Below are 26,432 nucleotides of genomic sequence, written 5' to 3' on the forward strand. Positions count from 1 at the left end.
GACGATATATAAAATATACAACAATGAAATACGAAGTATTCATGAATGCATTAAAAACTTATTTTCCCATGAGTAAAAAACATTTAGTTTTTGCTTTTATTATTGTGAGCGCAATGCAAACTTTTGCTCAGCAAGACCCACAATACAGTCAGTATATGTTCAATCAGATGGCGATTAATCCAGCGTATGCCGGAAGTAAAGAAGCCATCAGTGCATCGGCTTTTATTAGAAGTCAATGGACAGGTATTGATGGAGCTCCGAAAACGGAAACCTTTTCTATTCATGGTCCTTTGAAAAAGAAGAAGGTTGGATTAGGATTTTCTGTCATTGCAGATCAAATTGGTCCGAAACAAAGTGTTGGTGCAATGGGATCATACGCATATCGTATTCCAATTAAAAATGGCAAGTTGTCTTTTGGATTAAGAGTAGGGGTGTTTAAATACACCTATAATTGGAATGATATTACGTATAAAGATTCGCAAGATCCATACGATAAACTGGACCAAACATCTACGATTGTTCCTACTGCCGATGCAGGAGTTTACTATTATACCAATTCAATGTATGTTGGGTTGAGTGCAACTCATTTATATAGTGGTCGATTAACTACAGTTTCTACATTAAACGGTGATAATGGAAAATTAGCACCACATTTATTTTTCACGTTTGGTAAAGCATGGGCTTTCTCTGAAAACTTAATTTTTAATCCGTCCTGTATGATTAAAGCTGCAAAAGGTTCTCCTTCCACTGCTGATTTAAATTTAAGTTTCTTATTAAAACAGCGTGTTTGGGTTGGTTTATCAATGAGAAGTACGTATGGTTTTGTTGCCTATGCTCAGTTTAATGTAACAGATAAATTTAAGTTGGGATATTCTTATGATTACGGAATTAATAAAATTGGTAAAGTGGGCGGTGGTAGCCACGAAATTATGTTAGGATATGATTTTAATATTACAAGATCTCCTATCACATCGCCACGCTATTTGTAATTATAAAGATATTCATTGTTTAAGTTATATATGAAAAAGATAAAGTCGTTAGGTTTAATAGTGTTGATAGTGATATCAAGTACTTCCTTTGCACAGTTAAAACGTGCAAACAAGTATTATGATAATTACGAATACATCAAGGCAATTCAGCTTTACAAAAGAGCCGTAAAGAAAAAAGATAATAAGGAGGCGCTCGAGAAAATTGCGAACAGTTACCGCCTTACGAAAGATTATAAATCTGCTGAAGGTTACTATGCTCAGTTAGTGAAACTATCCAATGTGGCACCAATTAATAATTTCTATTATGGGATGGTGTTGAAGAATAATGGAAAGATTGATGAGGCGAAAGAACAATTTAAAATTTATGCAAATTCAGCTCCAAGCGATAAAAAGCAGAACTCTCTGTAAAATCTTGTGAGGATATTAAGTTGTGGGTTTCGAGAGTGCAACAATTTGAAGTAAGTAAGATTGAAAATTTAAATTCTTCTCATGCAGATTTTTGTCCAACACTATACAAGAATGAATTAGTGTTTGTTTCTGAGCGTACTCAGGATTTGGTAAATTATGCTACGAATGCATGGAACAGACAACCTTTCTTAAATGTGTATTCTTCTCCAATTTCCGTTGGTAAAGATGGCAAACCTGCCATGTCTAAAAAAGTAAAAACATTCTCCTGGAAAATCAACACGAATTATCACGATGGTCCGGTTTGTTTTAATGCTGAACAAAATACCATGTATCTTACTCGAGTGAGTTATGTCTTGAATAAAAAAGATAAGAACTTCGTAAATCGTCCGAAAATTTATGTGTCAAAATTATCCGGTAACTCCTGGAGCAAAGCGGTACCGTTTGAACACAATATGGAAGGCTATTCTACTGCGCATCCAAGTCTTTCTGCTGATGGACAATGGTTGTATTTTGTTTCAGATATGCCAGGTGGTTACGGAGGTACAGATATTTACGTATGTAGAAAAGAAGGAAATGGATGGAGCAAACCAACAAATTTAGGTGAGATCATCAATACTCCAGGCTCTGAAGTATTTCCTTATATCCGCAAGGATGGTACATTTTACTTTTCTTCTGACGGGCATTCTTCTTTTGGTGGATTGGATATTTTTTCAACAGCAAAAGTGGATGGAAAATTTGTACAAGTAAAAAATCTTGGACTACCTTTAAATTCTACTACCGATGATTTTGGAATTGTATTTACCGAAGATCTAACAAAAGGATATTTTTCTTCCGATAGAGAAGGCGGAAAAGGTTCGGATGATATCTACAGTTTCGTAGCATTGAATAAGTTTTTATCCGTTGCAGGAAAAATCTTATTTAGTAAAAACCTCAACGACCCTGCTAAAGATGCAGAGGTGATGTTGTTGACTGAAGACGGAAAGATTTTGAATGTAACCACTACCGATAAAACTGGATTCTTTAAGTTTGATAAATTGGATCCGGATCAAAAATACATGGTGAAACTGGATGAAAGTGATCCTCGTTTTAAAGACAAAGAAAAATATTATTTGACGGATGAAAAAGATAAAATCATTCGTGTGACTGTTATTAACGAAAAGGGTGGAAAGTTTGTATTTCAGAATTTACCTGCCGATCCGAATGGACTTCCTGAATTGGGTGCGGAAGATGATGTAACCATTGCCGGTAACTTATTGTATGGTGAAAATCCTTCCATGCCGTTTTCTAATACGAAAGTGAATTTAGTAAACGAGAAAGGGGAGATTGTTCAAACAACAACTACCAATGCTTTTGGTGCATTTGTATTTACGGATTTGCCTCCGGATCAAAATTTCTTAGTGAAAGTGGACGAAAGTGATACCAAGCTCGCTCCGAATACAAAAATCATTATCACGAATAAGTCCGGAAAGGAATTGCAAACCACGAAATCTGGTCAAACAGGTGAATTTAAATTCTCCTTCTTAGCGGCAGATAAAGTGACCTTGAAGTTGATGACGGTAGAAGATAGTGAATTGCGTTTCGACTTGAAAGGTAATTTGGTAACAGAAAGTAAATCTCCTTTGGCAAATTCAACAGTGAATTTAGTGAATGCAAAAGGCGAAGTATTGCAATCTGTGAAGACTGACGCAAATGGTAGTTTCCAATTTACCAACTTGCCTGCGGATCAACAAATTTTATTTGCTTTGGATGAAGGAGATGCCAAATTAAAAGCGTTGAATAAAATTTTGTTGACGAATGCAAAAGGGGTTGTTGTAAAAGAGTTTACTCGCACCAATGGTAAATTTAATTTCACCATTTTACCATCCGACCATAATAAGATGGGCGTTTTGTATGTGGATGACCCTTGGTTGAAAGTATTGTTGTTAAAAGATCAAGCGAAAAAGGATAGTTTAACCATTGTTGAAAATGTATATTACAATTACGGTGAATCGAAAATTTTACCTGAAGCCGCTAAAACATTGGATAAAGTAATTAATATTATGAAAAATAATCCGATGTTGGTGATTGATATGGCTGCTCATACCGATTCTCGTTCAACTGTCGAGTTCAACCTGAAATTGTCAGAACAACGTGCAAAAGCAGCTGTGGATTATATCCTAAAAGGTGGTATCTCCAAAGATCGTATTTCCGGTAAAGGATATGGTGAAAGCCGATTGATTAATAAGTGTGCCGATGGGGTAGAATGTACCGAAGATGAACATGCTAAAAACCGGAGAACCGAGTTTAAGATTTTAAGCAAGAAAAAATAATATCTTTACAGTTATAAAGTATTAAAAAAGTCCCTCGTTTTGGGACTTTTTTAGCGAAAACAAACCTGCCAACAGGCTAAAAAGAAATGGCACAATTAATGTAAATGCCATTAAAAATATCCGTTTTATGAAACAAATTCTACCTACGAATTCTCTTAGAAAAAATATCAAAATGAATAGAAAATTACTTTCTTCAATCGCTTTTTTTGCAATCCTCTTTTCATCTATTTCTGCCATTGCACAAACCACGCACCCTGTTGAATTAGGATTTAATGTTGGGGCTTCCTGGCTACAAAGCGATGTTAAAATGAAAAAGCTGGGCGGAGCCGGTGGTTTTACTTTGGGACAAATGTATCTTCAAAACGATAAAAGTGCTTTGGATTGGGGATGGCGATTCCGTTATCTAAATGCTGTAACTTATGGACAGGATACCAAAAAGTCTGGAATTGTAAATAATCCGATTTTAAATGGAACCTATGATTCTTCTTTGAATTACAATTCAAATGGTGGTATTCTCTATCAAAACTATAAAACCAATATTAATGAATTGGGATTAGAGTTGGTAATTGGTGCGAACCGTATGCGTAATAAAACAAAAGTATATCCCTATGTTTTTGGTGGTATTGGAATTACGAAAGCGGTAACAAAAACAAATCAATTAGACGGAAATAGTTTGCGTTACGATTATTTTAGTGTGGATTCCAATGGAACTGCTAATGGTTCTCAAATTACTTCTTCATTAAACAGTATGTATGATGGCAGTTACGAAACTGCTGCAGAAGGAAGCGAATCTCCACGTTGGAAGTTTATGCCTTCCTTAGGTGTTGGTTTAGGCTACCAGTTTACTCCCGGCTTTTCAATGGGCTTGGAACATAAAATGACTTGGGCCATGCACGATGGTTTGGATGGACAACAATGGAACAATGATAATACACTAAGTGCTACAAAAGATAAATACCATTACTCTTCGGTATGGTTAAAATTTAGTTTTGGTAGAACGACACGTCATACCACAACAACTACTACAACAACAAATACTACAACGACTAATATTGTAAATACCACAGGTGATAAACCGGTTGTGAATATTACAACTCCAAGTGTAAATTCATTTACCTCTTCTTCACAAAGTTTCACTGTAAGAGCAACTGTGAAAAATGTATCATCTAAAAGTGATATTGCTTTACTGTACAACGGTGTAAACAATACCAATTTTACTTACGATGCAACCACACATGCATTTGCTTTCCCATTGATGTTGTTACAAGGAAGTAATACATTTAGCATTACAGCTACCAATGCAAATGGAAGCACAACGGATAATGCGACAGTGCTTTACGAAACTCAAGTAGTTGTTCCTCCTTCTCCTGCTCCGATTGTGACCATCACAAGTCCGACCAGCAATCCGCATTCAACCTCAATGAACAATGCAACTGTTGTTGCTACTGTTTTAAATGTGGCTTCACAAAGTCAAATAGGAATTACAATCAATGGCGTTACAACCAGCAGTTTTATTTTTAATCCTTCCACACATGGATTAACAGTAAGCAGTAATTTAAATCCGGGTGCAAATACATTTGTGATTTCAGCAACCAATGCTTCAGGTAGTGATTCGAAATCCATCACCGTAATCTATTCGGTTGCTCAAGCAACACCGCCACCGTTTATTACTTTTGTGAATCCGGGCGTGAATCCGTTTACTTCTTCTGTTCCCGTATTGCCAATCAATGCAATGGTGCAGAATGTAACTTCGGTAGGACAAATTGCTGTTTCAGTAAACGGAGGAACAATGCCAACAAGCATGTTGAGTTTTAATCCGTCTACCAGCCAGTTGAGTTTCAATGCGAATTTAATGGCAGGTGCAAACAGTATTACCATTGCTGCGACCAATGTAGCTGGTGCTGATTCAAAATCAATAACTGTGATGTATTCACAACCGGTAGCCGTAAATCCTCCTCCGGTAGTTACCTTTGTGAACCCTTCTGTGAATCCATACACAAGTGCTGTATCTCCGATAACAGTGAATGCCTTGGTTCAGCATGTAACATCGGTGGGACAAATTTCGGTGACAACTAATGTGTCAACCATTCCAACAAGTATGTTGAGTTTTAATCCGACAACCGGACAATTAAACTTTAATGTGAATTTGGCTCCGGGTGCAAACACCATTACCATTGGTGCAACCAACGTTGCAGGTGCAGATTCGAAATCAACAACAGTGATATACAGTCAGCCTGTGGTAACAACACCAGCTCCGATTGTTACCATTACAGCACCATCGGTTAATCCATTTAATACTACTTCAAATGTTGCTGCGGTAAATGCGATTGTGTTGAACGTGACAGCTCCTTCACAAATTGCAGTAAGTTTAAATGGTGTAACTACCAGTGCATTTACTTATAACATGGCAACAAAACAATTAGTGTTTAATGCAAGTTTAATTGCAGGGGCAAACATTGTTACGATTGCTGCAAGTAATACTGGTGGCAGCGATTCAAAATCGACAACCATTATTTATTCGCAACCGGTTGCAACACCTGCTCCGATTGTTACAATCACTTCACCAACTACGAATCCTTTTAATACAACCATTTCAACTACTTCGATAACCGCGAGTATATTAAATGTGACTACATCATCACAAATTACGGCAACATTAAATGGTGCAAACACACCGTTTACTTACAATATGGCAACCAAGCAATTGTCGATGCCGGTGAGTTTAATTGCAGGTGCGAATATCGTTACCATCACGGCAACAACTCCATCGGGTAGTGATTCAAAATCAACAACCATTATTTATACAGCTCCGGTTGCAACACCAGCTCCGGTTGTTACTATTACATCACCAACCACGAATCCTTTGAATACAGCTGTTGCAACAACAGTTGTAACTGCGACAGTATTAAATGTAACTTCCTCTTCTCAAATCACGGGCACATTAAATGGTGCCAATACACCATTTACTTACAACATGGCAACCAAGCAATTGTCAATGCCAGTGAGTTTAATTGCCGGTGCGAATATCGTTACCATCACGGCAACAACTCCATCGGGTAGTGATTCAAAATCAACAACCATTATTTATACAGCTCCGGTTGCAACACCTGCTCCAGTTGTTACAATTACATCACCGGCTACAAATCCTTTTAATACAAGCGTTGCTACTGCTTCAATAACAGCAACCGTATTAAATGTTACAGCTTCATCGCAAATTACAGTTATGGTAAATGGCACAAATACACCGTTTACCTATAACATGGCAACCAAACAATTAACGATGTCGGTGAGTTTAATTGCCGGTGCTAATATCGTTACCATCACGGCAACAACTCCATCGGGAAGTGATTCAAAATCTGCTACAATTATTTATACGGCTCCTGTTGTGTTGCCTTCACCGATTGTGACATTTATTTATCCTGCAGCTGCATCCAGCACATTTGGAAGTGCTGTTTATAATGTGGAAGCAACAGTATTAAACATTACATCCATCAGTAATGTGGTTGTGAAATTAAATGGAGTAGTTTTATCAACTGCAACTTATAATTCTTCAACGAAAGTTGTAAAGTTTCCTGCAAACTTGGTGGTGGGTGTTAACACGATTACAATTACTGCAACAAATACTTCAGGAACGGATACCAGAACGGTTACAATTAAATACAGCCCAGGACCAGGTACAATTACTCCGATAACTCCTGATTCGACAAACACACCTGCAAATCCAGGTCGACCGAATATTCATTCACCCAATACCACAACGATTAAAGGCGGTGGAACTGCTGCAAGTGGGGTAGGTGCCGGACCAACAATTACTTTTAGTGTTGTAAATCCGTATGCGACTACAACTCCTGTTGTAACTATTTCGGCTGTGGTAGCAGGTGTAACGATGAGAAGTGATATCATCGTTAAATTAAATGGGGTAGAGATTCCTTTCTCACACATCATTAAAACCAATACTGTAAGCGTAACTACTCCTGTAAATGTAGGAGCGAATACGCTGACTATTACTGCAACCAATGCTGGCGGTACCAAAACAGAAACGTTGGTGATTAATAGATAAAATTAATTACGAAATAAAAAAGCCTTCTTGAATTTCAAGAAGGCTTTTTTTATGGATATCACTTTGTTGCTATTTCTCTAGCAAAACAATCTTTTTAACGATTGATTTTTTAGCGGTGCTGATTTTGCAAAAATACGTTCCAGGAGGAAGTTGATTGGCCTCAACGGTATGGCGATAAATTCCAGCTTGCAAATCACCAGTTCGGGTTGTTTGAATTAATTGTCCCATTACATTATACAGCTCAATTATTAATGCTGCATCTTCTTTGAACCAGATTTCAACGGTAGTTGTTGTGCTAAAAGGATTAGGAAAGCAATTTGCCAACAAGCCGTTTTGCATTGGATTTTCTTTCCATGCAACACTTAATGGAGGGAAATACCCGAAGTGAAGAATGATTCCATTATCGTCCCATAACGATTGAATAACTGCGATGGGGGATCCGAATTCATCTTGTGCTTTTATCAATGCTAAATCTTGTCCGTTATCCACAACAAAACTCATCATATTGTTTAGCGGTAATTGGGATGAAGGAACAGTGATTGTTAAGGTATCGTTTGATATTTCTGTTGTGAAACGAATGCTATCTCTTCCTCTCCAGTAGTCTGCAAAGGTTTCTAAATCGGTGGTAAACACATCGGGAGGCAACTGGTCAATTAAATCTTGTTGTGCCCATAATTTATAAATCCGGTTCGGATGAATGAGTAAATTGTTGGGTGCATAATTCGCTCTGTTGCGATTAATCACATCCAACCAGATGGCTTGTTTTGCAGAATAATTGGTGAATGAAATAGGGTCAGAAGCGAATACATCTGAAATGTTCAAAGGAATTTCCCAAACATTGCTAATTGCACCGGATGAACTTCTGTCCTTGTGATTCGGGTAAGGAAAGCTGGTTAATACATCTCCGGCTGCATAGTTGGTACAATATTCATATCCTAATGTATCCAATGCATTCACCAAGTATTTGTTATAACATAAATGTCCAGCTCGAAACGAGCGAATAGGAACTCCGAAATCCGTTTCTAAAATATTTTTTGATACTTCTGTTTCGCCCAGAACAGTTCCTCCTGTTGTTGGACCCATACCGCTGTTAAACGGAATATAGCTGGATGCTGTATTTCCCAAAACTCCGAGTGGAAAGATAACATCATCATAGAAGTCGGTAAAATGCCCCACCGAATGACTTGCTAATTTATGGCCTTTATTGATTAAATATTGTACTTGAGGAATGCTGGAAACGTTGTAAAAATCAGAGAGTACTCCATCATTAATATAATGTGTGGTTATGGTATAGGTGCTAGAAAGATTAATTGCATTTTCATAATCCGCATAATAGCTCATGGTGTCGTAAGCTGTGGTGGCATCCACATCATGTGTAACCATCAAGGTGGTTTTACTTTCAAACGGACTCGTATGCAACCAAACGGTGTTGGGAGTGTGTTTGGTGCAGATGGCTTTCAGAAACAAAATCAAGGCATCGGTAGTGGGTTCAAATCCATTGGAATAAATTCGTTGTGCATCGGCATCTTTATTTACCTGGTTGAGTAATACTAAATTTTTAAAAGAAAATCCTAATCCGTAAGCGATCCCCGCTCCGTAATTGTTTCTGGTAATTGCAGTTGAATTATCATCATAATGTGCCATTTCAATTCCTGATCCGAGCGCATACTGTCGCACAGTAATGGTTGTTGGATAGCTGAGTTTTCCGATGCTGATAGTTTGTTCCATTGTATCGTTTAACCAACGCATGGATTGATCAGCCAAAGCCATATTAAAAATAATACGGTGATGTGATGAAGAGGAGGTTGCTGTATTGATACCAAATAACGGCAAAAATGCTGAGTCGCGCACACCGGCAGAAATTAAAATACCTCCATGGTTTACATAGCTGTAAATGGAATCGTATTCGGGAGATGTAAAAACTGAATCTGTTAATCGCGATGACGGAATGACAATTCCGTATTTCATTGCTGTATTTACGCTTGTTGTAACAATGTAAGGCAATCCGGCTACCTTTAAAATATGTTTAGCTGAAAACAGTTCACCATCATTGGCTTGCATGTTTCGTGCTGTTAAATCAAGGATTGCGATGGTGCGTTTTTTTATGGATGTGCTGTCTGTCGCAAATCCGGTAGCAATAGAAAAAATAAAAAAGAAGGTGAGTAGGTTTCTTTTCATGGTAAAACAAAGGTAAGAAAAAAGTTGATAGGCCTGTTAGCAGCAATCGATGAATTAAATTTGAGTGCCAGACTCAATCGGTTTTTTCTTCGTCTTTGGGAAAATATTAAACTGCATCCCATAGGATGGTACAATGCTGATGCCTTTTAACAATACATCAGAGCCACCTAACATGGGATAACGACCATAGTTTTGATAGTACGCAGCGAGTGAGAAGTTGAAGAATACATATTTTTTTCCCACTTTCACATTGATAAAAGTTCCATACGCATCAAAACTAGCTTTACCGGAAACCGGTGCCAGTAATTCTCTCGGGACATTGTCGATAATTTGTTCGGAATAAATATTTTTGGGTGTGATTTTATAGTTGATAAAACTATGGGAATAAACCAAACCGAATGAAAAGCAACCCACACGTTCTTCGGGTCCGAAGGATTTGCTAAAAACAAGTGGAATTGTAATGTCTTTTCTATTCATATCCAATCCGAATAGTTTTTGCACCTTATCGAATTTATAAAAATTCACAAAGCGGTAATTTTGCCAAGAATATTGAACACCTACACTTCCATAAAATCCGCCTTTATCGGATTCGTTGCAATTTTGTTGGAACCTAAAAATTGATACATCACATCAAATGCATTGGCTCCTCCGGTGTTGCGATAACCCATATCAAAACGATGGCCGATACCATAACGGAAATAAGTTTCGGTATTGTAACCGATAGGATCCAAGCAATACGCCATAAAAGCAGAATTGAGATTAGCGATTTGCTGGGTATAAATAACGGTATCTTTATCGGCTGCCGTTTCCACTAAATCCATCGAACCTTTTATGGACCGTTCAATAGGAGCGGATGAAATATTTACGGTGGTGTTGCGTCCGATGCGTACTTGACCTTTTGGTAATACCTTACCTGATGTTAGCATGGAACGCGGAGAGCTGCAAGAACTTATTGCAACTGCAATGAGAATAAAAAAGGGAATGAATCCTGTGTGTTTTATCTGCATACTATAAAGTTAACGATTATATTTGATACAAAATTGATACCATGCTTCAACGTTTGTTTTTTAACATTTTTTGTTTGTTTTTAATATTAAACTCCGCATCTGCGCAAACCATTCAGATGTTGAATACTGATGGTGAGCTGTCGTTTCGTGGGTTAAGTGTGGTGGATGATGATGTTGTGTGGGTGAGTGGAAGTAAAGGAACTGTTGGTAAATCGATTGATGGTGGAAAAACATTTCAATGGATGAAGGTGAAAGGATATGAGCAATGCGATTTTAGAGATATTGAGGCATTTAGCAAAGATGTAGCGATTATTATGTCGATTGCTGAGCCGGCTTATATTTTAAAAACCACAAACGGAGGCAGGAGTTGGAAAAAGGTCTATGAAAATGCCACCAAAGGAATGTTTTTAGATGCGATGGATTTTTTTGATGAAAAGCATGGAGTTGTGATTGGTGATCCCATCAATGGATTTTTCTTTATCGCCCAAACCAAGGATGGAGGGAAAACGTGGAAAGAAACCTTTCATGGATATTATTTGACTGCAGATAGTTCTGAAGCTTGTTTTGCCAGTAGTGGAACCAATATTCGACTATTTTCACAACAACGGTTTGGATTTGTATCCGGTGGAATGTTTTCAAGGTTTTGTAAAGGCAATGAAATGATGAGTATTCCCATTTTACAAGGTGGTAAAACAACAGGTGCGAACTCGTTTGCTTTTAAAGATTCACTTACCATAATGGTGGTCGGAGGTGATTTTTCTGATTTACAAGCCAGTCCAACCTGTGTATTTACTAATGATGGCGGTAAAACCTGGACAACCTCCACAGTTCCGCCTTCCGGTTATAAGAGTTGTGTGGAGTTTTTAGAGGGAAATACATGGATTTGTTGTGGATTATCAGGAGTAGATATTAGTAATGATAATGGTAAAACATGGACAAAAGTATCCACTGATTCCTTTCATGCTTGCCGAAAAGCCAAGAAAGGTAATGGCGTATATTTTAGTGGTGCTAAGAGTAGAATAGGAAAGATGATTAAAATCAATTAGTCGCCCAACCTTCCGATTCCTCTTTTTCAAGAAAAACCATTATCTTTGCCCTCCAAATAAAGAAAATCATTAATATTTTATTGTATGAAAAAACTAGTTCTCTCTGCTTCCCTTTTTCTATTTGGTTATGTTTCTGTTGCGCAACAAAACCTTACTCCTGAAATGTTAATTCAAATGAGTAAAGTGGGTGTATCCGGACTGACCAAGGATGGAAAATCGGTTGTGTATTCGGTTCGTACCTATAACATTGCTGCGGATAAAAAAACGACACAAGTATTTGTTCAACCAATTGTCGGTGGTAAAGCTGTTGAAAATCCAAATGGTAATGATCTTGTTCCCAACAACCGCATTTCTCCGGATGGCACAATGAGCATTTCTGCTTCGGATGTTCCAGTTTATAAAATGTTTGGTAAAGATGTTTATAGCGACCTTCCAAAATCAGATGTAAATATTTATGATGACTTAAATTACCGTCACTGGGATACTTGGGAAGATGGTTCATTCAGTCACATATTTATCAATACACTTAAAGGGAAAGAAGAAGTGGGAACATTGGACATTATGCCAAATGAACCACACGACTGTCCGCAAAAACCTTCCGGTGGTGACGAAGATTTTATCTGGAGTCCGGATGGTAAACAAGTTATTTATGTAACGAAAAAGAAATTCGGTAAGGCGTATGCAATTAGCACAAATACCGATATTTATGCTTACGATTTAGCAACCAAAGAAACCAAAAACTTGTCGGAAGGCATGATGGGATATGATGTGAACCCAGCATTTTCTGCTTCCGGTAAATTGGCTTGGTTGAGTATGGCAAGAGATGGTTATGAATCAGATAAAAACGATATCATCATTAATGAGTCAACAGGAAAATTAAACATTACCAAAGATTGGGATGGAACAGTAAATGAATTCCGTTGGAGCAACGATGGTAAATTAATTTATTTCTTAGCACCTATTGACGGAACGGTTCAATTGTTTTCAGTAACCGATCCAGCTGTAACAAAAAAGCCAGCTTTGATTAAACAAATCACCAAAGGGAATTTTGATATTCAATCGATGGTAGGACAATCTGGTAACAAGATGGTTGTAACACGTACTGATTGGAACCATGCCGCTGAAGTATTTACGGTTGATTTAATGTCGGGAGTGGTGACACAACTTTCACATGTGAATGATGAAACGTATAAAAAAATCAACATGAGTAAAGTAGAGAAACGTTACGTTACCACAACCGATGGACAAAAAATGTTGGAGTGGGTGATTTATCCTCCCAACTTTGATCCAAAGAAAAAATATCCGACTATTTTGTATTGTCAAGGTGGACCACAATCCGGATTGACCCAATTTTATTCTTTCCGTTGGAACTTTCAATTGATGGCAGCAAACGGTTATATTGTGGTTGCTCCAAACAGAAGAGGAATGCCGGGCCATGGTGTAAAATGGAACGAACAAATTTCAACCGATTATGGTGGACAAAATATGCAAGATTATTTAACTGCGATTGATGCCTTTACGAAAGAGCCATATTGCGATAAAGACCGTTTAGGTTGTATTGGCGCAAGTTATGGCGGTTATTCCGTTTATTATTTAGCAGGTATCCACAATAAACGTTTTAAATCATTCATTTCGCACGATGGTATTTTCGATTGGAGAGCAATGTATGGAACAACAGAAGAAATGTGGTTTGTAAATTGGGATTTGGGTGGAAACTATTGGGATAAGAGCAATGCAAAAGCGCAAAAAACATACAGCGAATTTAATCCTGTGAATTTGGTGGATAAATGGGATACCCCAATTTTAATTATTCAAGGAGGAACAGATTACCGTGTGCCAATTGAACAAGGATTGGGTGCATTTCAAGCTGCACAATTGAGAGGAATAAAAAGTAAGATGTTGTACTTCCCGAACGAAAATCATTGGGTGTTGAAAGAACAAAATGGTGTGGTATGGCAACGAGAGTTTTACAAATGGTTAGGTGAAACAATGAAATAACAAACAAAGGGCTTAAAGAAATTTAAGCCCTTTTTGTTTGATAGAATGGTGGCTTTGTTTGGAGTATGAGGAATATCATAAAATAAAAGTGCAAAAGCGTGTTTGCATCCTAAATTTATTCAAAATATTGGTTTATTTTAGCTGTATAAAATCTAAGAAAATGAAAAGAAAATTGACGACACTGAGTTTATTGGTTTTAGTTGGTTATACTGTCTTCGCACAAACGGCTGCTGATATGGTAAAACCTGATGAATCAAAAATTATAGGGACAGCTACAAAATCTGCAATGCATACTGCTACTGGTATTTCGATCCAACCGGTGACCACTGATTTGAAATGGCGTCCAATCTTAACCAATAAATGTATTTTCCGCGAACCGAAAGTGCCGTTTGAAGATTATATCGAATCGTTAAAAAATTCAAAAACTAAAATCACCAATTCCCAAGCTACGGAAGCAACCAACAAATCGGTGGCAACGGTTGTTCCGGTGGTGGGTGTAAATTATTTAGGAAACGAAAACAATGGTAGCAGTCCGATGGATAACAACGTAGCCATCTCGAATGGCGGTTGGATTGTATCGGTAGCGAACAATACCATTGAATATGATAACATGAGTGGTTCAACAATTTATTATAACGATATTGTAAGTTTTATAGGTGATGCATCTATTACCAATGTTTGTGATCCGGTGGTATTGTATGATAAGTTGGCAGATCGTTTTATCTTTTTTGCTCAAGAATGTTCAGGAAGCTCTTCCAACTCTCATTTGTTGATTTTCTTTTCGAAAACAAACGATCCCAATGCAGGTTGGTGGTATTATAAAATAAACGGAAATCCATTGTCGGATGGAAGTTGGTTTGATTATCCGAAGATTGCGATTTCAAACAATGAATTGTATATCTCCGGAAATTTATTTTACGATTCAGGAACATTTAACCAAGCCGTATTGTATCAAATTCAAAAATCGGCAGCCTATTCCGGTGGTTCTATCAATTGGCAATATTGGACCGGTATTTCGGGCAATCCGTTTACTTTGTTGCCTGTATCCAATGGTCATGGCTTAAGTTACGGTCCAGGTTGTTACATGGTGGCTACTGATAACTTTGGAAGCTCGAATATTAAACTCTATCACCTAACAGATGATATGAGTGGTTCTCCCGCATTCAATCAATACAATGTTCCTACCACAGCGTATTCACCAACCGGCTATAATGCTGCTCAATTGGGTACATCCACCGAGTTGAAATTTTTTGATTCAAGAGCAATGAGTGGATTTTTTCTGAACGGATTAATTCATTTTGTATTTCATTCGGACATCGGTGGTGCTTGGTATGGTATTAATTACAACCGTTTGAATGTTGCTGCACTCACCAACCAGTCGAGTATGTATGGTGCATCTGGTGCGTATGATTATGGCTATCCTTCCGTTGTTGCTTTTGGAACATCCGTTACTGATAAATCTGTGATGATAGGATATGGTAGAAGTGGTTCCAGTATTTATCCGGAGGTTCGCGTAGTGAATTGTGATAACATGATGAATTGGTCAACTTCAACACTTGTGAAATCGAGCGCAAGTTTTGTATCCTATACAGGTAATCCGGAACGCTGGGGTGATTATACCGGAACTACCAGAAAACATAATAGTCCAACGGCTTCTATTTGGATGAATGGAATGTATGGTACCAGTTTAAATGTTTGGAGTACATGGGTGGCTGAAATACATGCCGGTGCTGCAAGTGGTGTTGCTGAAACAACAACCGACAACCAAGTAAATGTGTTTCCGAATCCTGTGACTGAAAGTTTTACGGTAGCGTTTACATTGGAAGAAAGCACCATGGTGGATATTTCGGTTATGGATTTGAATGGCAAGCTGGTACAATCCTTGTATAACGGCAAAGCAACAGCAGGAAGCAATACGTTCTCTTTCAATAAAGCAAACTTAGCAAAAGGAACTTATTTTTTAATGATTAAGAACAACACTAAAATTATAAAAAATGAAAAAATTATTATTGCCAATTAGTTTTTGTTTAATTGTTTTTGCGTTGATCGTAGCTTGTCAGAATTCAAAAAAAACAAATGATAGCGTTGCTGTAGAATCGAAACCTGCGGGCACAACAGCGGTTGCGAAGGACAGTACAGCAGTATCCGGAACAGCAGGAGGAGGGAAGGGAATTAATAAGGATTCGTTAGCACCTTCAGGAACCGGAACAGCGATTATTCATCCCGTTCCCAATCAAGAAAAAATTGATTCGATAAAAAAGGCAAAAACCAAGAAAGAAAATTAATAAGTAGTATCTGAATGTTTGTGAACGTCCCTTGCAGCAATGTAAGGGACGTTTTTTATTTATTGTTCTCCTTGTTCGCAAATACAGATTCTTTCTAAATAGCCACTTGTTTATCATCATTTCATAAATAATCCTACTTTTGCGCAACTATTAAAACTCATACTCATGTCTATCAGCGCATCCTTAAAAGAAAGAAACTCGGGATTATGTGAATTGTGTAATGCAGAAAATGCAACCCACGAATATACAGTTACTCCCCAAAATGACGATTCAATCGATAACCAAGTGGCTTTGTGTTCAACCTGTTTGGAATCCCTTGATAAAACGGATGCTGGTTTTCATTGGCGTTGTTTGGAAGGTAGTATTTGGAATCCGCAAGCGAGTGTTCAAGCATTGAGCTACCGCATTTTACAAAATTATAAAAACGAAGATTGGGCAAGTAATTTAATGGCATCCGTGGATTTGGATGAAAGTACCATTCAATGGGCCATGACTGCCTTTGAAGTGCCGGATGTACATATGGATGCTTTTGGAAACAAATTGGAAAATGGTGATACGGTTGTATTAACTCAACAATTGAATGTGAAAGGAACGAGCTTTTCTGCTTCCAAAGGAACGGTAGTAAAGAAAATTAAATTGGTACATGACAATAGCGAACAAATTGAAGGTAAAATCAATGATCAAACCATTGTGATTTTAACCAAGTTTGTAAAGAAATCGTTATAGACTAGTCCTTATTATTAAATGAAGAGGCAACAAAATGTCATTTCTCCGGTTGGGGGAATGACATTTTTTTTGTTCTTTATGAATGTTTTAAGCTATTTTCAACGAAATGGGTAGGATGAGTATATTTATTCTTTAAAAGCATGCAACCATTTTTAATTTTAGCGTTTTTAGTTTAGAACAAAACAAAAATGACATTCGATACAGAAAAAATATTGCAAGGTTGCAAAAATGGAGAAAGTAAATCCTTTAAGGAACTTTACAATCTTTATGCAAAGGCAATGTTTAACATCAGTGTTCGAATATTGAATAATAAAAATGAGGCAGAAGATGTACTGCAGGAATCTTTTCTAAAAGCTTTTCAAAATATACACGTGTTTGATAAACAAGCTGCATTCGGTGGCTGGTTAAAAAGAGTCGTTATTAATAAATCCATTGATGTTATCCGAAAACAGAAAGAGACGATTATTTCGTTGGATGAATTGGTGGATGTTGGTTCGGATGACGCAGATACTACACAGGAAGAGGATGCAATGGATTATGATGTGGAAATGATAAAGGAATCTATTCAAAAATTGTCGGATGGATACCGCATTGTGCTGACTCTTTATTTGTTTGAGGAATTTACTCACAAGGAAATTGCTGCCACATTAAATATTTCCGAAGGGACATCAAAATCGCAGTATAACCGCGCTAAGAAAAAGTTAATCGAATTCATTCAGCTAAAAAGCAAGAGTCATGTTATCTAATCTCGAAAAATATATAAAAATGAACAGAAACCAGTTTGACACACTTCGTCCATCAGATGCACTGTGGAATAAAATTGACATGAGCTTTACTCAATCCGTTGTTGTGAAAAGCAACTACTCATGGTTAAAGTATTTTGTCTTTGGGGCATCCATGATTGCTATCGTTGTATATCTCAAAATGTCTTCGACTTCAACTCAAGTAACTTCGGAACTTCCGAAACAAGAAACGTTGATTTCAAGTGCGGTGCCAAAAGATACGTTAGAAACAAGTCCGGCATCGGAAGTAAATCCGATTGTAAAAGGAATGCTTTTCCAGCAAAGCTCCTTGCCAGCAGAGCAGATTGCAACCGAAGAAGTAACTTGCGGAGAAGTCGGCTACATGGAGTATACAGAAAGCAATGAATTGGAAGAAGGTTCAGAAGAATTGAACGGAGATGGAAGCGGGTCAGAATTTACACCGACAAACGTTATAAACGCGTCTTCAAAGCAAAATTCTAACTTCACAGTGGATACAATGTTTCAAGGAGTAAAAACGTTGGAAATTATTAGTAATACTTTTGATGTTGATATTAAAACCAATCAAGGCAATCAAGTTTTCTTTAAAGCCAATGTAATCACTGTTAATAAAGGTATTGTAAAAGGAAAAACAATATATAATACCATTTATGAGCGCAAAGATTCAACCCTAATTATTAACATTAACTCAAGTTGTAATACCATTGTTATTGGGAGCAGCAAGGTCAAAAATCCGAATCTATACTTTGATGTACCTGAGCATACGAATGTTATTGTTACAAATGCTTATGGCAATGTATCTGCGAATGGTCTGAAAGGAGCAGTTTGTAATTTACAAGCAAAATCTGGCAACATGAACGTTGAGAATATTGAAGCGAACACCAAACTGATTGCAAATTATGGAGATGTTACAGTTGCAAATATCAAAGGGAATTTAACAGCGCTTGTAAAATCCGGTGATTTATCCGTAACCACTGTTTTAGGAAATCTGGATATCAAATCAACATACGGAAGTCAGGTATTAGCGGATATTCATGGGAATATCAATATATCCAGCACTTCAGGAAATGTGAAGATTCGGAAATTACAAGGGAATATTGAATTATATGCTGTTTATGGAGATGTACATTTGGAAGATTGTATTGGAAATTTGAATATTCAAGCTACATCAGGTGATGTAAAGGGGGAAAATATAGAATTGATCGAACGGATGAATACCACCAGTATCTATGGCAGCGTTGATATTCAATTGGTAAATGAACTGAATAGTTTAAGTTTTGATTTAAAAACGACTTATGGTGACATTACCATTGATAAAAATGGGCAACATTTGCGTGAGGCGAATAGTTTGGTACTAAATAATGGAAAAATTACAGTAAAAGGAATTACTACATCCGGTGACCAGTACTATAAATAAAGTTGATTGATTGCATGGGAAGGGGAGCATTTTATTGGAGTTATTATTCGTAGCATTTTGATTATTCCGGCTCCCTTTCTTTTTCTAATTTATTGAGAATGATGATTCCTCTTTCAGGATTGTTTTGTATTGCTCAACAATATGTTACTCCAACCGTATTTATCTTTTTTGATTTTCCAGATAAAACCATCAATAAAATAATGTAGCACTTGTGGTAACGCGAGCAAAGGGATTATTAAACTCATAATGCTTTTGTCGGCAGTTAAATCGGGAAGAAAATTGGATGTAGGAAACACGAGTGCATGTTCTTTCCAAACAAATCCATCCCATAAAAGTTCTTCTGCATAGGCCAGGGCAAAAATAAATCCAAGAAAAAGTAGAATGTTACGTGGTTTAAAAAACAATGCAATACGATTTTGTTTTTCTTCCAATTCCGTTTTCTGTTTGTTGCCAAATGCCCAAACTAAAGCAAAGTAAGGAATGCCATGACTCACCACATTCAATAATGTAAATGTTAAATCTCCTTTAAAATACACAATGCCCATGTACCAAGAAACAATAGTTCCTAGTATCAATGCATTTTTAGGAAGGTTGAATGTCTTGCTTTTAATTGAAAAATAAATTTCTTTTACGGTATACGTTATAAGGATGATTATATACAGCACCGCGAATATCGGAATCCACTCAGGGCGATTTAGGTATAAAAAATCATTTTCGATAAACCAATTGAATTGCTGTGGTCCTTGCAAATGCCAATGGATAATCGGATACAAGGTGGATGCATAAATGGTGACAGTATCGATGCGTTTGGAAAATAAAGAGGCTGTTTCGTTTCTGGAATACAAGCGCATAAAGCCGTATTGCTGACGAATGAAATGAAATACTGCCAAATAAGCCATGGCTCTCCAGAAAATTACAGGATGGATGGAATGTAAAAAAACTCCGAGGATGTATAATAAAAGCGGACTCCCATAAAAAAGCAGTTTGTTTTTTGCAATTGTTTCTTTGTCCATGTACGTTCGGTAAATGGTGCTGTACACATGTCCCACATCAATTAAGACCACGAGTAAAAACCAAACCCATTCGTTGTTTTCATTCGCTTCATTAAAAAAGCTTTTGAAAAAGTAGATGAAACAAAGGCATAAAAAAGGGGGAAGCAGTATAAATACTGTATCGTACCAAGGTGATTTAATCCATGTAAGTTTAGCTGTTAGCTGCATGTGATTGTTTCAATAGCTGGTTGGCAGCAGTGATGCCCCGGTGAAAAGCTTGTTCGAAGATAGAAATACCACTGATGTCGGAGTGTGCAAAAAATAAAGTATCGAATCCTTTTTCAAGCAGAAGGCGTGAAGGATTGGTCTTAAAGTTTTTAGCCGGACTAATCATTCCGTGCCCGAGTAAATTTACTTCAATGTCGAGAATGTTTTTTTCAATAGTAGGATGAACTTGTTTTAAGTCGTCTACGATAAATTTTTTCCAATACTGTTCATCTTTTTGATATAGCGTTTCACGCTCTACCTTGGGTAATTGTTCAGAAAAATTATAATAGTAGGTAATCACTGTTTTGTCCGAATGTTGATCAAAGTTTTGATGGCAAGCATTTACATAGCCTAACGACTTGGAGTTGTATAGCACATTATCCCATGCCAGGTCATGTGTGGCATTTAAATCCTGTTTCTTACTTAGACTGATGTTGGCGGCTATCCAAGGGTAATAGGCAAAATCGTTGTAGTTGATGCCTGTTTCAAAAGCTAGGATGCGTTTGTTTACAAATTGTGGGGTGGCCATAATTACATTGTCGCAAACATATTTGGTGCTCGTATTTTTTACAACATCGAATACATAACAGTTCCATTTATTGTTTTCTTTCTCAACTTTATAGGTCAGTTGTTGGGTAAACAGATGGTTTTGTAAATTCGTTTCCAGCTTTTTTGTTAGAAAGTTATTTCCTTCGGGCCAGGTTAAAACATCGGGTGAAGCGGCATTTGCGGCTTTCCCATTTCTACATGCAAAATAGTGAAAGGCTGCCCAAGCAGAAGTGGTTTCGATGGACGAACCGAAATCATCTTTACAACAATAGTTAATATACCATTTTAGAAAGTCGGAGGAATATTGTTCGCGTTTCAGATACTCGGCAATGGTGATGGAATCCAATTCCATAAAATGAGGATCTTTGCTGCTGTATTCCAATGGAATGGTAAATGCAGGAAGTTGATCGCTACCAATGGCATTTTTAAAGTTTTCGGTTGTTTTTAAGAAGCGTATTAATTCCGCTTCTTCCTGTTGTGACAAACCTGCTTTCGGAGGAAGTGCATCGTGCCATAATCCTCGAAACCAAAAGCGTTCGTGCGGTTCAAAACAAATGTAATATTCGTTGTAAATGGGTAAACCATTTTCATCAAGGCCAGTAATGATTTGATGTTCGTGTAAAAAATCAATAAGCTCTTTATAGTTTTGGTTTGGGATTGGTAAGTAATGAGCTGCAAAAGGGTAAGCCGTGATTTCGTTTTTACCACCTTTGGAATTGCCACCAATTTGTGTATCCAGTTCAAACAACTTAAAGGTGTGATAGTTGTTTTTTTTCAACCAACGCGCGGCACTCAATCCGGATATGCCACCACCAATAATCATGGTCGGGAGATGTTCGGTATGCGTAGGAGCTGGGAATTTGTTTTCGCGAAGCAAGTGACCGGTTTTAGAATTAGCTCCGGCAATGCGGGTGGAATAAGAATAATTATCCGCAAATGGGTTGCAGGCATTTAAATAAGCGGCTGATAAGGTTAGTCCGCTCAGTTTTATAAATGTTCTACGATTCATCATTTATTGCACTTTTCCCCATTCCTCTTCAAAGTAATGAATCAGAATCTGATTATTTAATTTGTTGACATCAGTGGGTTCATAGGCCATGTCTTTCGGGAAGGTGGTCATTTCGGTAAAACGAAACTCATCGTAATATTTTAAGCTATCGGGTAAAAAATACGGACGAGTTGCTAAATCGTTAAAGCCCATCACATAGCCCCATTCGCCAAAAGATGGTACATACAAATGATAGGGCAATGTTTTAAATCCAACCGATTGAATGGTATTGTTTACACACCAAAAAGATTTTCGAGCAACATAAGGAGAAGTGCTTTGCACCACAAAAGCACCTTGTGGCGCCAACGCATTTTTAATTTCTTTATAAAAGGAAGTGGTATATAATTTACCTACCGAAAAGTTCGATGGGTCAGGAAAATCAATGATGATAAAATCGAAGCGGGTGGTGTTTTCTTTGAGCCAACGAAAAGCATCGGTATTGATGACGGATAATTTTTTGCTCATCAGCGCATCGTTGTTTAATGTGCGCAATAATTCCGAACTTTTAAAAATAGCGGTCACGGATGAATCTAAGTCCACCAAGGTAATGTCCTGCACGTTAGGATATTTTAATACTTCGCGCACGGCTAATCCATCACCACCACCTAAAATTAAAACATGTTTCGGTTCTGCAATACGCGATAATCCGGGATGAACAAGTGCTTCGTGGTAGCGGTATTCATCGGCTGAGCTAAACTGGAGGTTGTTGTTTAGATACAATTTAGTTACGCCTTTATTGCTGGTTAAAACAATGCGTTGGTAGGGCGATGATTTGCTGAAAATAATGTTTTCGTTATAAGTTAACGATTCGGTATACGATTGAATTTGTTCGGCAAAAACGAAACCGACTACTAAAAAGAGTGCCGCAAGAATGGCTTGTGTGCGCAAAAAACGCAGGTAGGCCACTGCGGTTTCGAAGGTGAAGCATAAAATAATGGCTACTGCTACATTCAGGATTCCGAAAAGAAACGATGTTTTTAATAACCCTAGATACGGCACCATAAACAACGGAAAAAGAATAGAGGCGAAGAGGGCACCAATGTAATCGAAGGTGAATACTTTGGATACGAGTTCGCTGAAATCAAATTCATCTTTGAGGATACGCATCAACAGTGGAATTTCAATTCCAACGAGTGTGCCGGTCATGACAATTAAACTGTATAAAATGACATGAAAGCCGCTGGCGTGTTCAAAGGCAATAAACAAAATTGTAGAGCTGATGCCGCCAATAACACCTACAAGTATTTCAATTTGTATGAACCAGCTCAGTAAATTTGTTTTAATGAATTTGGAAAGATAGGAACCAATTCCCATCGAAAAAAGATAGATACCAATGATGATAGAAAACTGCGTAACGGAATCGCCCAGTAGGTAGCTGGCAAGGGTGCCGGCAATCAACTCATAAATTAATCCGCAGGTAGCAATAACAAAAACTGAAACCAACAGTAATAATTGGTTCTTCTTTTTCTTTAGTTGGGTCATTGGTGTTTAGCCGTGTATAGCCGATGAAATAATAATGGCAATGGCAATCATAAACGATGCTGCCATAATCGCCAAGGCTACGTTTTTATTTTCAATGATTTCTTTCCAAAGATTTTCCGGGGTAATTTTTTCTACAATCCAGAAGCAGATAAATAAAATAAGGATACCGATAATTGAATAAACAATAGCGGGAACAAGATACTGTAGGTGTAATGATTCCATTTTTTTTAAGTTTTTAGTTCGTAATTATTTATGAAAATAGGTTCGGGTACGTATTCCTTTTGCATCCTTTGTATGGCTCGATTCATTGAAGCTCAAAAACCTCCAGCCAGTGATCATCGAATACATATAAATGCCCAAAACAATTACCACAAAGGAGAGGTAATATTTTAAGCCTTTTAAGTCTGCTTTATCTATAATATTAATCTTCATCGTACGGAGAATAGTTACTGTTATACCAACGTTTCTTTTCAAAACTGTCTTTTCTGTAAAAATAAAATGCAGGGAACAAGCCCAATACCAAAACCATAAGCAATCCGTTTGAAATCACAAATACATCACGGGTAACAGATATGCCTAGGTTTACAAACGACATGTTGGTTGGTTTATCCGGATAAATGATTAAATAATATTTTCCTTCCGGCACTTGTGATACAATTTTCGAAATCCAGCTTTTGCCTTCGCTCCAACTTTCGCCACCTTCGTAACCATGGTAATATTCTGCTTCTAAATCCACATCGTATAAATCGCCTGTTGCTTCGTTCACCAATGTTACAGCTGTATACATCCAGTTGTTGTCGATGTTGGTGGTGATTTTTATTTCTGCATTTGCGGTGCCATGTTTTAATTCAAAGGGCTTTGAATAAATTTCCTTTTTATTAAGCGAATCAGTGATTTGATACGTTTGACTAAATACTAATTCTTCATGTGCAGCCGATGAAAAATAAAATTGCATGATTCCCCAAATCAATGTTAAAATCACCAGGAGGTTACGCAAACCTTCTGTTTTAAATTTCCCGACATAGGGCTGAAGCATGCCAACACCTTCAGTATCCGGAATTTCTTTTAAAGAAAAAGCATCTTTAATACTGCTTGGTGATAGATATTCTCCTTTGTACCAAGTAATATTGGTGGTGGTATATTCTTTCGAAACCATAAAGGGTGGCTGAATATACTCTTCCACACTTATTGTTTCGGTAGGAGAAAATGCAAATGGAAATTCGCCAACAGCTTCATGTACTTTTGCCTGGTAACGCGAATACAAATCATAGTCTTGTTTTTCGAATGATACTTTTAAACCGGCTGGAGGTGCAAAACCCGAAATTTCTGTTAAGTAAGTCCAATGTCCATCGTATTGCGATAAATATGCAATACCATAAATGGGATTAAACAATGTATATTCATCCCAATAGTAGATCGTGCGGTATTCAAATTTTTTAACATAGGCAATTACCTGATAGCGAATGCCCTGAATTGTACCGATAGTTCCCAAAGGAATATCCAGTGATTTTACAGGGAGTTTGGCAGCAAAGGTAGTTTTGTTTAACGGACCATCGTATTGGGTATATACCAACCCGCACTTACCGTAAATGATGGAGTAGGTATTTGAGTTCAGGTACGACTGAAACGTTGCGTTACATTTAAAACACGTTTTTGTTGTTGATGGTATGTTGCTTGTTGGTTCCAAATAAATTTACATCCATTGTTCGAATTCCTTTAAGGTAGAAAGTTCCAGCTCAGCAAGCGCAATCTTTTTTCCCATAAAGCCTTCAATTAATTCTTTACTATATATATTCACCGATAATAAATTACCGCTTTCCCAGTTGATGGTTTCGTATTTAAAATAGGCTTCATCATTAAAACAATTTTCAGGAATTTGTCCGTCCATTTGAAACTCTACTTGCTTTGTTAAATCATAAATTACATAAGCTTTTGATTTAACATGGATGGACGAACCCATTTTATTCACTTTTGTTTGTGCATGCGTGAGTGCAATGGCATCTGTATCGTATACAAAATAGCTGAATACATTTTCTATCAACCATTTTTCTGTACCATCCGAAAACTTCATCAACCATTCATTATTGATGGAGCTGGTGTTGATGCTGCGTATATGACCGATGATTGTAAATGATTTGTTTTGATATTTTCCGGTAGCACCCAATGCAATGGTTTTGATGGGCTGTAAATCGCGTTTACGCAATCCGGTGGCAACAGCTGTTTTGTCAGCATTTACTTGATAGTTGTTGCCGCAGTAAGGGCAGATGATAAAAAGTGGTAATGCAAGCAATAGTTCGGTTTGAGCCGAACAGCCGGGACAAGTAAAACGGTTGAGGTTCACAGCGTGCATGGTTACTTATCTTTTTAATCGCGAAGTGTTTACTTCGGTTGCATCCAACAATAAAAGCAATTCATCATGAATTTGTTCGGCAATATCATCGTTGTATTTCATGAAGTTGCTCAAAAACACATCAAACGTTACTCGGTTAAATTCGGGCCATGTATGAATAGAGATGTGTGATTCGGTAAGACAAATGATACCGGTGAATCCGGAATCTGGAAACTGATGAAATACTTCACCCACCTTTGTAAGTCCTGTTTTAGTGACTACTGCATTTAAAAACGTTTCTGTTTTTTTGCAGTCCTTTAAAACCTCGGGATCTTTCACCGAAAATTCTGAAATAAGATGTAGGCCTTTTTTGTACAAAAAATGAATGGAGTTTGCGTTTTGGTAAATATATGGAAAAAAGTGATTGAGTGACTTATATGTAACTAAGTGACTAGGTGACTAGGTAACTAAGTGACTAGGTAACTAAGTGACTAGGTAACTAAGTAACTAGGTAACAGGGTGATTTTTTATTGTTTCTATTCGTTTTTTATTTCTATCTTCGTGTCGCCCTACTCCTGGTA

General features: G+C 37.3%; 22 protein-coding genes. 11 read left to right on the forward strand and 11 right to left on the reverse strand.

The annotated features are described in order from the left end of the window. Positions 1 to 23 precede the first annotated feature (23 nt). The 4 genes from IPP64_06300 (at position 24) to IPP64_06315 (ending at position 7,766) form a co-directional block, all read left to right on the forward strand. The gene (locus IPP64_06300; protein ID MBL0329020.1) at positions 24 to 989 is read left to right on the forward strand and encodes a type IX secretion system membrane protein PorP/SprF; all 966 of its coding nucleotides are present in this window, start codon (positions 24 to 26) and stop codon (positions 987 to 989) included. Positions 990 to 1,019: 30 nt separating this feature from the next. Then, entirely contained in the window at positions 1,020 to 1,397 is a 378-nt protein-coding gene (locus IPP64_06305) for a hypothetical protein (protein ID MBL0329021.1), read from the forward strand. 35 nt (positions 1,398 to 1,432) lie between these two features. Continuing rightward, the gene (locus tag IPP64_06310) at positions 1,433 to 3,706 is read left to right on the forward strand and encodes an OmpA family protein (protein MBL0329022.1); all 2,274 of its coding nucleotides are present in this window, start codon (positions 1,433 to 1,435) and stop codon (positions 3,704 to 3,706) included. Between the two features lie 172 nt (positions 3,707 to 3,878). Next, a complete protein-coding gene (locus IPP64_06315) occupies positions 3,879 to 7,766 on the forward strand; it encodes a hypothetical protein (protein ID MBL0329023.1) in 3,888 nt (1,295 codons plus the stop codon). Between the two features lie 69 nt (positions 7,767 to 7,835). On the opposite strand, the gene IPP64_06320 is transcribed toward IPP64_06315, so the two are convergent. From IPP64_06320 to IPP64_06330, 3 genes are read right to left on the reverse strand one after another with little or no spacing between them, the layout of a single operon-like run. After that, positions 7,836 to 9,944, reverse strand: a complete 2,109-nt coding sequence (locus IPP64_06320) for a T9SS type A sorting domain-containing protein (GenBank protein ID MBL0329024.1) — start codon at positions 9,942 to 9,944, stop codon at positions 7,836 to 7,838. Positions 9,945 to 9,998: 54 nt separating this feature from the next. Further along, complete coding sequence (locus IPP64_06325; protein ID MBL0329025.1) at positions 9,999 to 10,445, reverse strand: hypothetical protein; 447 nt, start codon at positions 10,443 to 10,445, stop codon at positions 9,999 to 10,001. A gap of 56 nt (positions 10,446 to 10,501) precedes the next feature. Next, positions 10,502 to 10,951 carry a hypothetical protein gene (locus tag IPP64_06330; protein MBL0329026.1) on the reverse strand — a complete coding sequence of 150 codons (450 nt, stop codon included), beginning with the start codon at positions 10,949 to 10,951 and terminating at the stop codon, positions 10,502 to 10,504. Between the two features lie 41 nt (positions 10,952 to 10,992). Here IPP64_06330 and IPP64_06335 point away from each other — a divergent pair, with 41 nt between their 5' ends. The 7 genes from IPP64_06335 (at position 10,993) to IPP64_06365 (ending at position 19,184) form a co-directional block, all read left to right on the forward strand. After that, positions 10,993 to 11,997 carry an oxidoreductase gene (locus IPP64_06335; GenBank protein MBL0329027.1) on the forward strand — a complete coding sequence of 335 codons (1,005 nt, stop codon included), beginning with the start codon at positions 10,993 to 10,995 and terminating at the stop codon, positions 11,995 to 11,997. A gap of 84 nt (positions 11,998 to 12,081) precedes the next feature. Next, positions 12,082 to 13,995, forward strand: coding sequence for a S9 family peptidase (locus tag IPP64_06340; protein MBL0329028.1), 1,914 nt, complete (start codon positions 12,082 to 12,084; stop codon positions 13,993 to 13,995). Positions 13,996 to 14,155: 160 nt separating this feature from the next. Continuing rightward, entirely contained in the window at positions 14,156 to 16,015 is a 1,860-nt protein-coding gene (locus tag IPP64_06345; GenBank protein MBL0329029.1) for a T9SS type A sorting domain-containing protein, read from the forward strand. Further along, entirely contained in the window at positions 15,990 to 16,280 is a 291-nt protein-coding gene (locus IPP64_06350) for a hypothetical protein (GenBank protein ID MBL0329030.1), read from the forward strand. The genes IPP64_06345 and IPP64_06350 overlap by 26 nt, the downstream gene beginning before the upstream one ends. Before the next feature lie 165 nt (positions 16,281 to 16,445). Next, positions 16,446 to 17,006, forward strand: coding sequence for a PhnA domain-containing protein (locus IPP64_06355; protein ID MBL0329031.1), 561 nt, complete (start codon positions 16,446 to 16,448; stop codon positions 17,004 to 17,006). 188 nt (positions 17,007 to 17,194) lie between these two features. Then, on the forward strand, positions 17,195 to 17,752 hold the full coding sequence (locus IPP64_06360) for an RNA polymerase sigma factor (GenBank protein MBL0329032.1): 558 nt from the start codon (positions 17,195 to 17,197) through the stop codon (positions 17,750 to 17,752). A 19-nt stretch (positions 17,753 to 17,771) separates the two neighbouring features. Then, positions 17,772 to 19,184, forward strand: a complete 1,413-nt coding sequence (locus IPP64_06365) for a DUF4097 family beta strand repeat protein (protein MBL0329033.1) — start codon at positions 17,772 to 17,774, stop codon at positions 19,182 to 19,184. A 113-nt stretch (positions 19,185 to 19,297) separates the two neighbouring features. Here IPP64_06365 and IPP64_06370 read toward each other — a convergent pair whose 3' ends face one another. From IPP64_06370 to speD, 8 genes are read right to left on the reverse strand one after another with little or no spacing between them, the layout of a single operon-like run. Next, the gene (locus IPP64_06370) at positions 19,298 to 20,404 is read right to left on the reverse strand and encodes a hypothetical protein (GenBank protein MBL0329034.1); all 1,107 of its coding nucleotides are present in this window, start codon (positions 20,402 to 20,404) and stop codon (positions 19,298 to 19,300) included. After that, positions 20,388 to 22,004, reverse strand: a complete 1,617-nt coding sequence (locus tag IPP64_06375) for an NAD(P)-binding protein (GenBank protein ID MBL0329035.1) — start codon at positions 22,002 to 22,004, stop codon at positions 20,388 to 20,390. Before IPP64_06375 ends, IPP64_06370 begins: the two co-directional genes overlap by 17 nt. Continuing rightward, positions 22,005 to 23,522, reverse strand: coding sequence for a polyamine aminopropyltransferase (locus IPP64_06380; protein MBL0329036.1), 1,518 nt, complete (start codon positions 23,520 to 23,522; stop codon positions 22,005 to 22,007). A gap of 6 nt (positions 23,523 to 23,528) precedes the next feature. Next, positions 23,529 to 23,744, reverse strand: coding sequence for a DUF350 domain-containing protein (locus IPP64_06385; GenBank protein ID MBL0329037.1), 216 nt, complete (start codon positions 23,742 to 23,744; stop codon positions 23,529 to 23,531). A 24-nt stretch (positions 23,745 to 23,768) separates the two neighbouring features. Further along, positions 23,769 to 23,954 (reverse strand): hypothetical protein, encoded by a 186-nt coding sequence (locus tag IPP64_06390; protein ID MBL0329038.1) that lies wholly within the window; start codon positions 23,952 to 23,954, stop codon positions 23,769 to 23,771. Further along, the gene (locus IPP64_06395; protein MBL0329039.1) at positions 23,944 to 25,209 is read right to left on the reverse strand and encodes a DUF4178 domain-containing protein; all 1,266 of its coding nucleotides are present in this window, start codon (positions 25,207 to 25,209) and stop codon (positions 23,944 to 23,946) included. The genes IPP64_06390 and IPP64_06395 overlap by 11 nt, the downstream gene beginning before the upstream one ends. Positions 25,210 to 25,215: 6 nt before the next feature. Further along, positions 25,216 to 25,872 carry a DUF4178 domain-containing protein gene (locus IPP64_06400; protein ID MBL0329040.1) on the reverse strand — a complete coding sequence of 219 codons (657 nt, stop codon included), beginning with the start codon at positions 25,870 to 25,872 and terminating at the stop codon, positions 25,216 to 25,218. Positions 25,873 to 25,878: 6 nt separating this feature from the next. Further along, positions 25,879 to 26,229, reverse strand: coding sequence for an adenosylmethionine decarboxylase (speD, locus tag IPP64_06405; protein MBL0329041.1), 351 nt, complete (start codon positions 26,227 to 26,229; stop codon positions 25,879 to 25,881). Between the last annotated feature and the right edge of the window lie 203 nt (positions 26,230 to 26,432).

Source organism: Bacteroidota bacterium (assembly GCA_016722565.1).
In the GTDB taxonomy this organism is placed as follows: Bacteria; Bacteroidota; Bacteroidia; order 2-12-FULL-35-15; family 2-12-FULL-35-15; genus 2-12-FULL-35-15.